The organism is Listeria grandensis FSL F6-0971 (assembly GCF_000525835.1).
Lineage (GTDB): Bacteria > Bacillota > Bacilli > Lactobacillales > Listeriaceae > Listeria_A > Listeria_A grandensis.
This window is the reverse complement of record NZ_AODD01000029.1, coordinates 38,847-53,648: the sequence shown is the minus strand read 5'-3', so window position 1 is coordinate 53,648 and position 14,802 is coordinate 38,847. Positions and strand designations below refer to the sequence as shown.

The window sequence follows — 14,802 nt, the reverse complement described above, 5'->3', positions numbered from 1 at the left end:
AGTTTTCTACCGCTTGTTCCTGTGGTATTTTGAACTACGCCGTCCACAACTAGCTGTACTTTTACAATGTTGGCAGAGTTTGTTCCCGTAATGTAGTCTTCGTACATTTCGTATTCATCCGCGGTTAAAAGGTATACTTCCTTTTGAATCACTGTGACCTTGATGATTTTCGTCGTGGTGTTGCCGTCTGAATCTGTAACGGAATATTCCACTTCATATACACCCGGTACGTTCGGATTAACCTCATTCTTGAGAATCTTGATGTCTTTGGTTATATCGCCATCTTCTGCGTCTTGTGCCGTCACACCTGCCTTCGGATCAAACGTATCACCAACTTCGATGGTTTTATCTTCCGCATTAATAACTGGTTTCTCATTCGACGTCACCGTCACTTTGATCGTCTTCTTCGTGGTGTTGCCATCTGAGTCCGTCACCGAATACTCCACTTCATAGACGCCCGGCACATTCGGATTAACTTCGTTTCGCACAATCTTGATGTCTGCCGTCAAGTCTCCATCCTCTGCGTCGTCCGCCGTCACGCCTTCCATCGGATCGAATGTTGCGCCAACTTTGATTGTCTTGTCTTCCGCATGAATTACCGGTTTCTCATTCGACGTCACCGTCACTTTGATCGTCTTCTTCGTGGTGTTGCCATCTGAGTCCGTCACTGAGTATTCCACTTCATAGACGCCCGGCACATTCGGATTAACTTCGTTTCGCACAATCTTGATGTCTGCCGTCAAGTCTCCATCCTCTGCGTCGTCCGCCGTCACGCCTTCCATCGGATCGAATGTTGCGCCAACTTTGATCGTCTTGTCTTCCGCGTGGATCACCGGTTTTTCATTCGAGCTCGCCTCGCCACTACCGCTAATTCTGCCATAATCCAGCATCTGGAATTCAGCTTCTAGCGCGGCATTTGTCGATTCCGTGTTTTTAGAACTGGAACCTTCGATCGTTGTGGTCGTTTCATTCTTTTCCCAGTTATTATCGGGATCGCGATCGTACTCACCACCGGTTTTCGTCCAAGTCATCACCGAAGCATCTTCCACTTGAAGCATTGTATTTTTCGTATTGAAAAACAGTGGAGCTTGCGGTTTCTTGTTTTTAATGTCATACGATTTGGGATTGTCTAGTTTGATTCGCGAACCACCAACCGATGTCACGACACCCTTCACGCTATTTCCAGAGACCATGAACTCCGCTCCAGGATGTACATTAATAACACTTGCTTCTTGCAAGTTAATCGTCGGATACTCGCCACCGCCACGGCCTGCAAGCACAACTTTAGCATCTTTTTGCACATTCACTGTTGGCGTCGAATAGTAAGCACCTCTCGCTGCAAAACCTAGCGCTGTTCCTGATGCATCAATGTTTAACACCGCTTTTTCCGCCACATCGATGTCATACACTTTGCCATCAAAAGCTGGGAAATAATACAGACCGCCTGTATCTTGTGGGGCAATCGCAATAGTTACGTCCGCGCCCTGCTCCACGCGTACTTTACCTACCGCTCTGCCGCCCACGTAATCCCCATCAAAACCAAATGCCGCGCGTTTAGCTCCGTCCGCCGCAATGCCTTCATAACGACTATCTGCCATAAAAATGACATGACGAACTGTTGCATTTTCATACAGCGTCTTCACTTTATTCTGACCACCAAAGCTCACTGTTCCATTAGAAGCTTTCACCAGCTGAGGGCCGTTGTAATTCATATCTTGAAAGACAACATCCCAACCATGATTTGCCGCGATAAACTTATAATCTGCCGCACGCATGCCCAATACCTTCATATTTTCCATCATTAAGGTTCGGTTTGCTTCTGTATACTTCTCTTCGGCACGGATGGTGTATTTACCAGCGTCAATAACCACACCTTTGTCTGCGTTTCCATTAATCGTCACATTTCGCCATGGAAGCTTAATATCCTCTGAAAAGCGGATGTCCGACTCCACACTAATACTATCTATTGTCATGTCCTGCAGCGCCTTTTTTAACTCCTCAAAGTTAGTTACGCTGATCGTTTTGGCATCCACTTTACCTTTCGAGACTGCCTCCGCATTTGGAATACTTACTTGCATCTGGCTAATAATCACTAGAACTATCAGCATCATCTTGAAAATTGATTTCAATCATATTCCTCCCCTCTCACATAATTTTATTTCTATTGAGCTTATGTTCTTGTACGCATATTGACTACTACAGGCATCCCTCCTTCATCATAATATGGATGTAACGTTTTCATTCTATGCGATAATGATGCAAACATCTGACCAAAAACCGACACAAAACATGTATTTTTTGAAAAAATAAGGAAGTATATTCCTTGTTAAATTATCACTCCATCTACCGAAGCAACAAATGAATTTAATCACAAATATCCTAATTATGTTATGATATAGCACCTTGGACACTAGAAGCTCGTTTTCAAAATTGCTCTATATAAACAAAAAATAGAAATAATAGCGCTTAACTATTACTTTAAAGTACCTAATTTTTTCAAAAAATGACTTTTCATACGTATATATTGATTAGATAAGTCGTCCAATAAGTCATAATATAGCTCTAGACAAGTGATTGTCTTTTTTTTTGCAACGAAGATCTTTCACAGTTAACAATTATAGGGAGCGAGTGATAACATGTATTTGGACTATGCTGCAACAACACCGATGAACAAGTCGGTACGAAAAACGATGTGCACTATTATGGAAGAAGATTTCGGGAATCCATCTAGCGTTCATCGATTCGGTAGAAAGGCACGCTATCTTTTAGATTCAGCGAAAGCCACATTAGCATCCAGTATCGGTGCTAAGGAAGGTGAAATCATTATGACAGGCGGTGGATCAGAGAGCAATAATTTGGCCATTATCGGGACCGCTTACAGCTTGCCTGAACATGCGGGGAAACACATTATTACGACACAAATCGAGCATCCATCCGTCCACGAACCAATGACTCACTTAGAGCAACATGGCTTTGAAGTGACCTACCTTTCCGTAAAAAAGGATGGTTCCTTTTGTTTAGACGCTTTACGACGAGCGATTCGACAAGATACTGCCCTCATTTCGATCATGATGGTGAATAATGAAACCGGTGTAATAATGCCCATAAAAGAGATTAGTGGCATTATTAAAAAGCAGAATCCCGCGATTATTTTTCATACGGATGCGGTGCAAGCTTATGAAACACAAGCAATTGATATCACAGCACTTGGCGTGGACCTCTTGTCTACTTCGGCCCACAAAATTGGCGGACCAAAAGGCATCGGTTTTCTATTTAAGAGACAGGGGTGTAAGCTGGAAAGTTTAATTAAAGGTGGCGAACAGGAAGAAAATAAGCGGGCGGGGACGGAAAACATTGCTGCGATCGCCGGATTTGCATGCGCTGTAAAAATAGTACAAGCCCCTCAAAATAACATTGCTGCCCATATCGAAACATTGCGGGATACATTTTTGCAAGCGATGGAGAATCGTGTGGCTTTTGAGATAAATGGGAGTCACGCTAACAGGGCACCCCATATTTTGAACATCTGGTTTCCTGGCATTCCGGCCAATTTGCTGATTACTCATTTGGATCTTGCGGGGATCGCCATTTCTGCGGGTTCTGCTTGTTCTTCGGGGAGCGTGAAGCCAAGCCGCGTGTTGACATCGATGTTCGGCGCTGATAATCCACGAAACACTGAATCCGTTCGCATCAGTTTCGGTCCAGAATTAACAACGGCAAATGTCGAACAAGCCGCTAACATCCTTATTCAAACAACCACCAAAATCCAAACATTATTAGCAAAGGGAGTGTATGTATGAAAGCGAATACAACTGTTGTGGTCGGCATGAGTGGTGGCGTAAATTCCTCTGTTGCCGCTTACTTACTAAAAAAGCAAGGCTATCACGTGATTGGCCTATTCATGAAAAACTGGGATGAGAAAAATGAAGATGGCGTTTGTACAGCGACGGAAGATTACCGCGATGTCGTCAAAGTCGCCAATGAGCTTGATATCCCTTATTATTCGGTGAATTTTGAGAAGGAATATATGGAGCAGGTTTTCAAACACGTTGTTCACGGTCATCTGGATGGTAAAAATCCTAGCATTGACGTTCGCTGTAATCAAGAAGTCAAGTTCGGGCTTTTCAAAAAATATGCCGGACTACTGGGCGCAGATTACATTGCAACAGGGCATTATGCGCGAATCACCGAAGTGGACAATGACATTCAATTACTGACCGGTGCAGATCAAAATGAACAGACTTATTTTTTGAGTATGCTAAAAAAAGAACAACTAAAAAATGTGATTTTTCCGCTCTCTAGTTTAGCACGTTGGGAAATACGCGAACTTGCGATTGGAGCAAAACTAGCCACTGCAGCTAAAACGGATTCTGACGGACTTTGCTACATCGGCGAACAAGAATTCAATCAATTTATCCGTGATTTTGTCCAACAACCATCTGGCAATATTATCGACGACAACAAAGGGAGAAACATCGGAAAGCATGATGGCTTAGCGTTTTACAAAGTTGGTTCTAGTTATGAATTCCCAACAAATGATGGTGTGCTGCGGCTAACCGTTTTAGAGAAGCGTTATAACGACAACACACTCATCGTTAGCGAAGACCATAATCATGAAAAACTGTACGTCACGGATGGGTTTATTGAAAGTCTAAACCTATTTACACCAGCTAGCCAACCATTTGATACACTCATTTGTCATGCAAAAACTGGCTATCGCAAACCAAATGTGAGGGTCACTATTTCCCCTCAAGAACATGGCTCAAAAATCGTGTTTGACGAACCCATTCGAGCACTTTTAGCTGGGCAACATATCGCTTTATATAGCGGTCCCGAGTGTATTGGAGGCGCCGTCATTGGCTAAAGTACCCTTCCAAAATACTATAGCCAACTACAAACTACTATACGATGCCCAAGAATCCCTTTTCCCGTATACCATTTTTAGAATGGAAAATAACACACCGTTTTCTGTGCTAGGAAATATCACGACAACTACTATCGGCATCATTGAAGAGGACGGCGCCACGATTGAATACATGGGAACTCATTTCGGCCCCCTGTGTAAAGGCTTTTATTTCTCTATTCCCGGTGTTTTTGAGTTTTATGGAAAAGCCATTTTGCTTGAACGAACAGGCTATAATGGGAATTTATCAATGGGACACGTGCACGCGAAAAATCCGGTGAGCCTTGATTCATTATTATCTGAGACATCCTTGATTTTACCGCGGATTGCAGGCACGCCAACACTCAACTACATCACATTAACAAAAGGTCAGATCGTGGAGTTGCCTCAATCAAGCTATATTTATGTGAGCAGTGGCGAAATTCAATTACGGAGCCCACAGCATCACACCATGCTCTCTCCTCAAGATATCCACTTCATTCACGGCACAGAACTCGCCACCATTGAGGTTCAGAGCGAACTAGGAAAATGCTTCTTAATTCAAGCCTTTTAAAATAAAAACATGTATCAGAATGGGTATCTTTGACCCCTGATACATGTTTTTCATCTCATTTATTCAATACGCTATCTTCCAAATACTCCGATCGATCGCCATATACGCGTTCAATATGCAGATCACCCCAGTTACATAGTGCTGTCAAAATACTTTCTAATGACTTGCCATACTCACTTAACTCATATTCTACTTTTGGCGGAACTTGGTTGTAAACAATCCGATTAATAATCCCGTCATGCTCCAGTTCACGCAATTGTTGTGTGAGCATTTTTTGCGTGATGGAGGGAATCAGCCGTTTTAACTCACTCGTCCGCTTTTTGCCGTGCGTTAAATGACAGAGAATCACGCATTTCCACTTACCTCCGAGAACCTCAAGCGTTGCCTCAACAGAGATATTATATTTCTTTTGCATATCTCGCTCCTTTCTATAGGTACTAAAAAGTGCCTACATTACAAAAAAGTACGTACTTGTTTTAATTGCTACTAAGTATCATAATAACACTTGTCATCAAAAAAGCAAGCAGAACTTAGGAGGGCTTTACATTGAAAGCGAATCGAAATATTTTTGCCTTATTAGCTTTAGCAGTTAGTGCTTTTGCGATTGGAACGACCGAATTTATTAGCGTCGGGTTGTTGCCTTTGATCGCCGAAGACTTGGTAATACCAGTCAGCACCGCGGGGCTCACCGTCTCGCTTTATGCCGTCGGCGTCATGTTTGGCGCACCGATCTTGACCGCACTCACATCACGCATGAATCGCAAAACATTATTGCTCGTCATCATGATCGTCTTCATACTCGGCAACTTGGCCGCGGCATTCTCCGACACCATCGCGCTACTACTCATCGCCCGCGTCATATCCGCCTTCGCGCACGGCGTCTTCATGTCCATCGGTTCCACCATTGCGGCTGACCTGGTCCCACCAAACAAGCGAGCAAGCGCCATCTCCATCATGTTCACCGGCCTCACCATCGCAACCGTGACCGGCGTCCCAATCGGCACACTCGTCGGACAACAATTCGGCTGGCGCGTCGCGTTCTTCGGCATCGCAGCAATCGGCATCATTGCCCTCCTCGCGAATCTCATCCTGATTCCGAAAAATTTGCGTCCCGGCACCAAAATGACGCTCGGCGACCAAGTCAAAGTACTCACAAATGGCCCGCTACTACTCGTGTTTGCCATCACAGCACTAGGCTACGGCGGAACCTTCGTCGTATTCACCTATCTAACACCGCTTCTCGAACAAGTCACCGGCTTCCCATCGAGCACCATCGCAATTCTCCTTTTCATTTACGGAATTGCCATCGCGGTCGGCAACATGATCGGCGGAAAAGTTGCCAACAAGCGTCCCATCCAAGCCCTATTTTACATGTTCATCGCACAAGCCGTCGTGCTCGGGTTGCTCTACTTCACCGCCCCATCTAAAATTTTCGGACTCGCAACAATCCTACTCATGGGCATCTTTGCCTTCATGAACGTCCCCGGCTTACAAGTCTACGTCGTGATTCTAGCAGAGAAATTCGTCCCAAAAGGCGTCGACATCGCTTCCGCCCTTAACATCGCCGCCTTCAACGCAGGAATCGCACTCGGCTCCTATCTCGGCGGTCTCGTCATCACCCACATGCAAATCATCGACACGACCTGGATCGGCATGATCATGGTCCTCATCGCCGTCGCCCTGACCGCATGGAGTAAAAAATTAGAAATAAAACAGGAGGAATTTTAAAAATGAAAACAGTCAAATTAGCAAATGGAACCAACATGCCCGTCCTCGGACTCGGCGTATTTAAAGTAGAAGAAGGCGCAGAACTCGTGTCCGCCGTCAAAGAAGCCATCCGACTCGGCTACCGCAGCATCGACACCGCCGCAATCTACGGCAACGAAGTAAGCACCGGCCAAGGCATCCGCGAATCTGGCGTCCCACGCGAAGACCTTTTCATCACATCCAAAGTCTGGAATGCCGATCTCGGCTACGAAGAAACGCTCACCGCATTCGACGAAACCCTGCACAAAATGGAACTTGACTATCTCGACCTCTACCTCATTCACTGGCCCGTAGAAGGCAAATACATCGACGCCTGGCGCGCCTTCGAAAAACTGTATAAAGACGGCCGCATCCGCGCAATCGGCGTCAGCAATTTCCAAATTCACCATCTAGAAACACTAAAAAAGACAGCCACCATCATGCCCGTCATCAACCAAATCGAACTCCATCCACAACTCACACAAAAAGAACTCATCGCGTACTGCGCCGAAAACAACATCCGCGTCGAAGCCTGGTCCCCACTCATGCAAGGCGGCCTCCTCGACAACCCAGTCCTCCAAGAAATCGCGGCCCATCACAACAAATCCGTCGCCCAAGTCATCCTGCGTTGGGACTTACAAAACGGCATCATCGTCATCCCAAAATCAACAAAAGCCCACCGCATCGCTGAAAACATGGACATCTTTGATTTTGCGTTAACACCCGAGGAACTCACACAAATCGATGCCCTCAACCAAAACCTACGCGTCGAGCCAGATCCTGATAATATCGATTTCTAAAATTAAAAAATCACCAAAACCATACTTCCTGAAATATTATATGATAACGGTCATGTATATATCTTCAAAGAAGGCACCCGCATTTCTGCGAGTGCCTTCAAATACCGAACTAGATAATACTACGGTAACATCTCAGGGGTTCAATTACCTTAGCACCTCTAAAGGAGTTGTGAAATCTATCAGTGGGATTAGAGCAACAGATTTCACATTCTCCCATTTATCCTTTCAGGTAGTGAAAAGACATAACCTTATTGTACTAGATATGCGGTCATTTAGAAGGTATTTGAGAGAATGTTCATGAAGAATTCATATATTTTGTTTTCCACACAACGAGCAAACGCTTTCTGCCCCGTGCTTAGTCCGAACTACCTCCTCCGAAAAACATCGCTTGTCTTTATTTTTGAAACACATACTTATTCGTATTCCTCACAACCACACCATTGGGATCAGCAATTTGCGTAATTAACTTAGCGCCTTTCAGAGTTAGACTTCCATTTGGTAATAGTTTCACATCACGATAATTTTTCGTCAACGTACTCCTATATCCCGTCACCCGACTCCATTTCGCATTATTCCATTCCCCATTGTTTTGCGAGCCACGAAAAACGATAACCCCCGTTGTAGGCATGGTAATCTTCCCAATGTAATTCCCACGAATCAAAAACCGCTTATTATTTATGATCAACGCAATCCCATTATAATTCGTTCGGCCACTCCTTTCCAGCTGCACCTTATTACTAAAAACAACCGCACCAAATGAGTTCTCTACCACGATTCCACCTGCATACACACTAATCGCCTGCACATTTTCCACCTGATTATTCAAAACTTGAATTCCTGTCGCATAAACCGCATCCCGACTCTTCTTCAATTTCGCGCCCGCAACAACGATTCCGCGCACCGTCTTATAGCGTTCTGATTTCGTCAATTTCAGCCGTACATAATCTGCCTGCTTGTTAATCCGATTATTTTGTATAACAATATTTTGTGGCGGATTCAACGTCCCTGCATCCCCGGCAAGCGTAATCGACACAATCACAATCGCATTCCTCACATTCAGTATCACATTATTCCGAACCACAATATTTTTTCCGTGATGCGTATCAATCCCTTCCCACACCGCGTTATTCAAAATATTGCTACTCTCAATAAGCGCGCCATACTGCGTGGATTCACTTTTGCCTGCATCTGACTCGTCAACTTACTATTAAAGTACTCTGAGAGCGCAATATTGTAAGCCAACTTCTGATCTGCCACACCGATATCACGTACCGTCACCCTCTGGATCTTCGTATTATTCGCCGAATAGCCGATAATTCCCGCATAACCAATCTTCGAAACTACCATCTGACTTGTCGTTGTCCCCGAAATGCTCACACGATCCGTATATTTCATGTAAATACCATTCCCGCCAAAATTCCGAACCTGACTATTCACAATCTGCACATTCCGCACACGCTGATTCGCACTAGCACCAACAATTTCAACCCCATTGTGCTTCTGATTTACATGCCCCACCGTACTTTGCCCATCCAAAACAACATTTTCAAGCTTCGTATCACTTCCCATCTTGATAACAGGAATTCCTTCATTCTGCTGTATTCTCAATATTGGCATCGCGTTCACATTTGCACCACGCAATGTCACGCCCGCCGGCACAACCACCGTTTTTGCAAGTAAAAAAACACCTTTTGGCAGCGTCACAATTTTCTCCGATGCCGATTTACTGCTCTTCGCTTTTTGTAAAGCTGTTTCTATCATCTGGCTATTCATCGTTGCTTTTTTCGCATCAAGCGATACATTCACCGCCCCATTTACACTCGAAGAAAACATCATGGTGAGAAGTACTAATAATGCCCCAATCATAATCTTGGTTCGCATCATCTTATATCCCTCCAATCCAATATAGCCTTCCTCCTCTTTACCATCATTCTCCCCGCGCAAAACAAAAAAGCGTGAAAAGTACAGTCTGCGCTGTCCTCTCACACTCTCCATCTAAATATATTTCAAACTATCACGCGCTTTTTCCGAGCCATCACTCCACAAAATGATGCTGATGATGCGTCGTATACTGGCGTTCCTTCTCATATCTAAAATGCTTCGTTTCTAATTTTGCCCCGTCGCGCAACGTCCGCATTTCCATCGCCTCCTTCGCTTTTTCTATACCTTAGTTATAAACGATGAAATGCGTTTCAGGTCAAGCGATTAAATCGAATTTCGCATAATTATTTTATGTTGCACCTGCTTCTTCTCCACTTTCCCATCCAAAAATAGCTCCACAGCAACGCGTCCAATCTCCCGCAAACTCTTGTCCACCGTCGAAATATCCAGCACATCCGCAATCGGCAAGTTCTCCTCACCCAGAATCGCCATATCTCCCGGCACCGTCAAGCCCCGATGCGTCACAAAATAATGCATCCCCGCCGCGACCTCATCCCCATTCGCATACATCGCCGTCGGAGGCTCCGCCAAAGCCAAGAACACCTCAGCCGCCTGTTTTCCGTCCGCCACATCATAACAATCCTGCAAAACCAGTTCAGCATCCACCTCGCCAAACACCGCCTCATACGCCATCATTTTCAAGCGCGTGCTATTACTCCACTGCTCCTCGCGCCCAACCGTAAAAGCCACACGCGCGTGCCCCGCATCCTTCAAAGCCTGAAAACCATCCGAGTACGCCTGAAGCTGATCCACATACGCACACGAAATCAGCGGATGATTAATGTATTCACAAGCCACAATCGGTCCATATTTCGCATACGGCGCAATCGTCTCCCAATCATTGGCCCGCGACGCAATAATCAGCCCATCAATCCGTTTTGTTTTCAGCATCCGCAAATACCGTTCCTCTTCCGCCCGATCATATCCCGTCGGACAAATCACGACCGAATAACATTTCGCAAAAGCAAGCTCTAGCACGCCATTCATCACCTTATCAAACCACGGATGATCATTGTACGGCAGCACAAAACCAATCGTATTCGTCCGTCCACGACTAAGATCCACCGCATTCCGATTCGGACTATAGTCAAGCTCCGCCATCACACTTTGAACACGCTTACGTTTTTCCTCTGCCACGTACGGATGATCATTCAAAACCCGCGATACCGTCGTCACTGAAACCCCCGCCAATTTTGCAATATCCTTAATATTCGACAAGCCACGCACCCCCGTTTTCATCTACCCCTATCATACCGATAAAACGGATGCATCTCAAGTCTCAAAGAGGACCCATAATTTAGGTTGCGAGCCCTCTTTACGTTCCCTTATTTATAACTCGGCTTCACCTCTGCAAAGAATCCAAGCGCCGCCATAAACGAAATCTGCAAATCTTCCGCACTTGTTTTTCTGCCATCAAATACAACATCAGGCCCCGTACAAGCATCTGCAATCACAATCGGCGAAAGCCCCAACTCGCTCGCCTGCCTCGTCGTCGAATCTATACACACATGCGTCATCATCCCAACAATCACAACCTGCTCCACACCCACCGCTTTCAATTTCTCACCCAAATCCGTCTCAAAAAAACTATTTGGTGTCGTTTTCCGCACAACAAATTCATTTTCCGTCGCGATCGGTAATAACCCTGCATGAATCTCAGCGCCCTCCGTACCCTCCACTAAAAACCCAGCTTCCGACGTTCCCGCATGCTGTACATAAAAAATCGGCAAACCCTGCGCACGAAAATCCGCTTGTATACGAATTGCATTTTCCAATGCCTCATTTGGCTTAAACAAAGGCATTGCGCCCCCTTCAAAATAATCGTTTTGCACATCCACTACGATAAGTCCTTTTTTCACTTGAAACACCTCTTTCATTTGATATACTAAGTGTAACGAAAACGGCATCATTTTAACATACGCCGCTGAAAGAGAATCCACACATTCATTTTCAAGTTGAAAGGAGTTATCATGGATCATATTGATGAGAAAATCTTGCGCATCCTAAAAGAAAATAGCCGCTTATCATGGAAAGACGTCGGCGAACAAGTTTTCATGACAGGCCAATCCGTTGGGCTTCGCGTCCAGCAACTTCAAGACAACAAGACCATCCAGAAATTCACGATCCAGCAATCCTACCCTCACCTACAAATCATCCTATTTTACATGTCCACCAGCGCCTTTAAAGAATTCGAAGACCTTGTAAAAAGCTACGATCAAATTATCGAATTCAACAAAACGACAGGCGACACGTGCTACATGATAAAATCCTGTTTTGACAACGAGACGCTAGACACATTCTTACAACAACTCCTCCCATTTGGCCGCTACAAAATCAATCAAGTACTAAAAACAATCATCTAACCAAAAAATGCGTCTCTAGGACTTCTCCCAGAAACGCATTTTCTAATTATTCCGCTTCAACCTGCTTTATCTCCACTCTCATCGTGACAACCCGTGAATCCTTAATCTCGGTCACAATAAAAGTTAACGTATCATATTCTAAAACGACCTCTTCCCCGTCATCCGGAATCGTCTTAAGCTGCGTCAGGACAAAGCCCGCCATCGTATCAATCCCCTTATCAGGGAGTTCCACATGAAACATTTCATTGAAATCATCAATCGGCATTCTTCCCTCAACGATAAATGTATGCTCATCCAACTGCCTCACCTCGTCAGACAACGCATCAAACTCATCATCAATCTCGCCAACAATTTCCTCCAATAAATCCTCCACCGTCACGATACCCGCAACGCCGCCATACTCATCCATCAAAATCGCCATTTGATTATGCGACTTTTGCATCGCTTTCAACAAATCATCCACAAAAATCGTTTCTGGCACGAAAAAAGCCTCTTTTACTAACTGCTTCACGTCGATATTATCAAAACCTTGTTTCCTCGCCGCCAAAAATAAATCTTTCATATGCAAAATACCATACACCGAGTCCATATCGTCCAAATAAACCGGAATACGCGAATAATTGCGTTCCAAAAGTTTATCCACCAATATGCCCGAATCCTCATTCGCATCAATCATAAAGCTATCCGTCCGCGGCACCATCACTTCCTTCGCATAAATCGTGTCCATTTCAAACACACCACGAAGCATGTCAAGTTCTGCTTTTTCGATAGCACCATCACGCCGACCAGTCTCAATAATAAGCTGCATTTCCTCACGCGTCATTTTCTCCGCATTCTCATTTTTATTCATGCGCGTTAACTTTACGAGTACATTCGTTGAAAACGACAAGAATTTGACAAAAGGTGCTAAAACAAAACTAACAATCATGATTGGTCGTACCGAAAAACGAGAAATAGCCTCCGCTTTTTGCAGAGCAATCCGTTTTGGATAAAGCTCACCAAAAACCAGCGTAATATAAGATAAAATAATCGTCACAACGACTACAGCCATCTCATTCGCAAAAGCTGTACCACCAAAGCGCGTTCCCAGAACTGAAGCAATACTCGTTGCCGCGGCTGCACTGGAGAAGAATCCAGCAAGCGTAATACCAACTTGAATTGTCGCAATAAATCGGCTCGGATCATCTATCATTTTCACGAGCAGCTGTGCTTTCTTATCCCCTTGCTCCGCCTGCGATCTGACACGGTTTTTATTGAGCGATACTAAAGCCATTTCCGCCGAAGCAAAAAACGCATTGAGTAACGTCAACACCAAAATAAGAATTAATTGCACAATAATCTGCTGACTCTCGGGGTCAGGGTTCATCCAACCATCCACTCCTTTAATATAGTGTAGAGCATACTCCATGTAAATCGGCTCCTCATCTCTACCCAAAAAGATAAAAATAAGAACCTCGGCTTCATTTAAAGTTTGTCCATACTTTTAAAATTTTACCATGGTTCGCTAGGATTCTGCAAGAAATCATAATTCTTTAAAAATACTGACAGCGTCGTCTTGGATCATCGTATATTGGAATGGTAGTCGTAGCAACTCCTGATTCACTGCGAAAACGGTGCTTCCGCTTTTGCGATAGTCTGTTAGGTTACAGAATGGGCTTACCTTGAAGGATGTTCCCACGATGACGATCAAATCGGCTTCCGTAATTGCAGCTAGCGCACCATTTATCGCAACTTCTGGCAAGTTTTCTTCATATAATACGACTTCTGGGCGAATGATGCCACCGCAGTTCTCATGTTTATCCGATTCCAAATACTGCTCCGAATGCACCATCATGCCACACTTCTGACAATGGCAACGATACAGACTACCGTGAAATTCCACCACGTTGCGCGACCCAGCTTTTGCATGCAGAGCATCGATATTCTGCGTCACAACCGTCACCTTTTTCCCCGCACGACGCTCGATCTCCGCCATTTTCTCGTGAATCGCATTTGGCTCCGCGTCCGGATAGTACATATTATCCCGCACAAACGCATAAAATTTATCCGGCTCGTTCTGTAAACACGTCGCACTCAGCAAATATTCCGGGTTTTCCCGACCAGTATAAAGCCCATTCTTCGAGCGATAGTCTGGAATCCCCGAAGGCACCGAAACACCAGCTCCCGTCAAAAATACGATCCGTTCACTACTCGCCAAACGCTCCGCAAGTGTTTCCATCACTCCACCTCCCCAGGATATAACCGATCCTTCCAATTCCACCACTTCAAAAGCGCCGGCTCCGGATCTTCCGTCTCCACGAAATACACCGCACAGCGAAATGTGTACAATACACAAGGATCGACCCGCTCACCTTCAAATTCACACATCAACTCATACAAATGTAGCGGATTTTTACCTTTCAAGTCTGCGATTTTAGAAACGCCAATATTATGTAGCGCCTCACTCAAACGCTTGCCAATACCAGGTATTTGCAGTAATTCATCTTTCATCATTTT

Annotated in this window: 15 protein-coding genes; 6 read left to right on the top strand and 9 right to left on the bottom strand. The window is 44.8% G+C overall.

The features are described from left to right. A partial coding sequence (locus PGRAN_RS15875; RefSeq protein ID WP_051998657.1) for an immunoglobulin-like domain-containing protein occupies window positions 1-2,129 on the bottom strand: 2,129 nt, incomplete at its 3' end. A gap of 507 nt (window positions 2,130-2,636) precedes the next feature. Between PGRAN_RS15875 and PGRAN_RS13630 the strand changes: the two genes are divergently transcribed. Genes PGRAN_RS13630 through PGRAN_RS13620 form a run of 3 tightly spaced genes read left to right on the top strand, consistent with a single transcriptional unit; the run spans window position 2,637 to window position 5,456 of the window. Continuing rightward, window positions 2,637-3,800, top strand: a complete 1,164-nt coding sequence (locus tag PGRAN_RS13630) for a cysteine desulfurase family protein (protein ID WP_036067862.1) — start codon at window positions 2,637-2,639, stop codon at window positions 3,798-3,800. Then, a complete protein-coding gene (mnmA, locus tag PGRAN_RS13625; protein WP_051998656.1) occupies window positions 3,797-4,864 on the top strand; it encodes a tRNA 2-thiouridine(34) synthase MnmA in 1,068 nt (355 codons plus the stop codon). Before PGRAN_RS13630 ends, mnmA begins: the two co-directional genes overlap by 4 nt. Further along, window positions 4,857-5,456, top strand: coding sequence for a hypothetical protein (locus PGRAN_RS13620; RefSeq protein WP_036067860.1), 600 nt, complete (start codon window positions 4,857-4,859; stop codon window positions 5,454-5,456). The genes mnmA and PGRAN_RS13620 overlap by 8 nt, the downstream gene beginning before the upstream one ends. Window positions 5,457-5,511: 55 nt before the next feature. On the opposite strand, the gene PGRAN_RS13615 is transcribed toward PGRAN_RS13620, so the two are convergent. Further along, window positions 5,512-5,871 carry a winged helix-turn-helix transcriptional regulator gene (locus PGRAN_RS13615; RefSeq protein WP_036067858.1) on the bottom strand — a complete coding sequence of 120 codons (360 nt, stop codon included), beginning with the start codon at window positions 5,869-5,871 and terminating at the stop codon, window positions 5,512-5,514. 131 nt (window positions 5,872-6,002) lie between these two features. Between PGRAN_RS13615 and PGRAN_RS13610 the strand changes: the two genes are divergently transcribed. After that, on the top strand, window positions 6,003-7,184 hold the full coding sequence (locus PGRAN_RS13610; protein ID WP_036067856.1) for an MFS transporter: 1,182 nt from the start codon (window positions 6,003-6,005) through the stop codon (window positions 7,182-7,184). A gap of 2 nt (window positions 7,185-7,186) precedes the next feature. Next, the gene (locus PGRAN_RS13605; RefSeq protein ID WP_036067855.1) at window positions 7,187-8,002 is read left to right on the top strand and encodes an aldo/keto reductase; all 816 of its coding nucleotides are present in this window, start codon (window positions 7,187-7,189) and stop codon (window positions 8,000-8,002) included. 394 nt (window positions 8,003-8,396) lie between these two features. Here PGRAN_RS13605 and PGRAN_RS13600 read toward each other — a convergent pair whose 3' ends face one another. From PGRAN_RS13600 to PGRAN_RS13585, 4 genes are all read right to left on the bottom strand, one after another. Then, window positions 8,397-9,134 carry a hypothetical protein gene (locus PGRAN_RS13600; RefSeq protein ID WP_036067853.1) on the bottom strand — a complete coding sequence of 246 codons (738 nt, stop codon included), beginning with the start codon at window positions 9,132-9,134 and terminating at the stop codon, window positions 8,397-8,399. Beyond that, a complete protein-coding gene (locus tag PGRAN_RS13595; protein WP_159101152.1) occupies window positions 9,131-9,886 on the bottom strand; it encodes a glycosyl hydrolase family 28-related protein in 756 nt (251 codons plus the stop codon). The genes PGRAN_RS13600 and PGRAN_RS13595 overlap by 4 nt, the downstream gene beginning before the upstream one ends. Window positions 9,887-10,207: 321 nt before the next feature. Then, a complete protein-coding gene (locus PGRAN_RS13590) occupies window positions 10,208-11,161 on the bottom strand; it encodes a LacI family DNA-binding transcriptional regulator (protein ID WP_036067877.1) in 954 nt (317 codons plus the stop codon). Between the two features lie 107 nt (window positions 11,162-11,268). Then, window positions 11,269-11,802: a cysteine hydrolase family protein gene (locus tag PGRAN_RS13585; protein WP_036067876.1), complete on the bottom strand. Its 534-nt coding sequence runs from the start codon at window positions 11,800-11,802 to the stop codon at window positions 11,269-11,271. Window positions 11,803-11,913: 111 nt separating this feature from the next. Here PGRAN_RS13585 and PGRAN_RS13580 point away from each other — a divergent pair, with 111 nt between their 5' ends. After that, entirely contained in the window at window positions 11,914-12,306 is a 393-nt protein-coding gene (locus PGRAN_RS13580; RefSeq protein ID WP_036067848.1) for an Lrp/AsnC family transcriptional regulator, read from the top strand. 46 nt (window positions 12,307-12,352) lie between these two features. On the opposite strand, the gene PGRAN_RS13575 is transcribed toward PGRAN_RS13580, so the two are convergent. The 3 genes from PGRAN_RS13575 to PGRAN_RS13565 form a co-directional block, all read right to left on the bottom strand. Beyond that, a complete protein-coding gene (locus PGRAN_RS13575; protein WP_036067874.1) occupies window positions 12,353-13,672 on the bottom strand; it encodes a hemolysin family protein in 1,320 nt (439 codons plus the stop codon). 156 nt (window positions 13,673-13,828) lie between these two features. Beyond that, window positions 13,829-14,524 (bottom strand): NAD-dependent protein deacylase, encoded by a 696-nt coding sequence (locus PGRAN_RS13570; protein WP_036067845.1) that lies wholly within the window; start codon window positions 14,522-14,524, stop codon window positions 13,829-13,831. Beyond that, a complete protein-coding gene (locus PGRAN_RS13565; protein ID WP_036067872.1) occupies window positions 14,524-14,796 on the bottom strand; it encodes a helix-hairpin-helix domain-containing protein in 273 nt (90 codons plus the stop codon). Before PGRAN_RS13565 ends, PGRAN_RS13570 begins: the two co-directional genes overlap by 1 nt. Window positions 14,797-14,802: the final 6 nt, after the last annotated feature.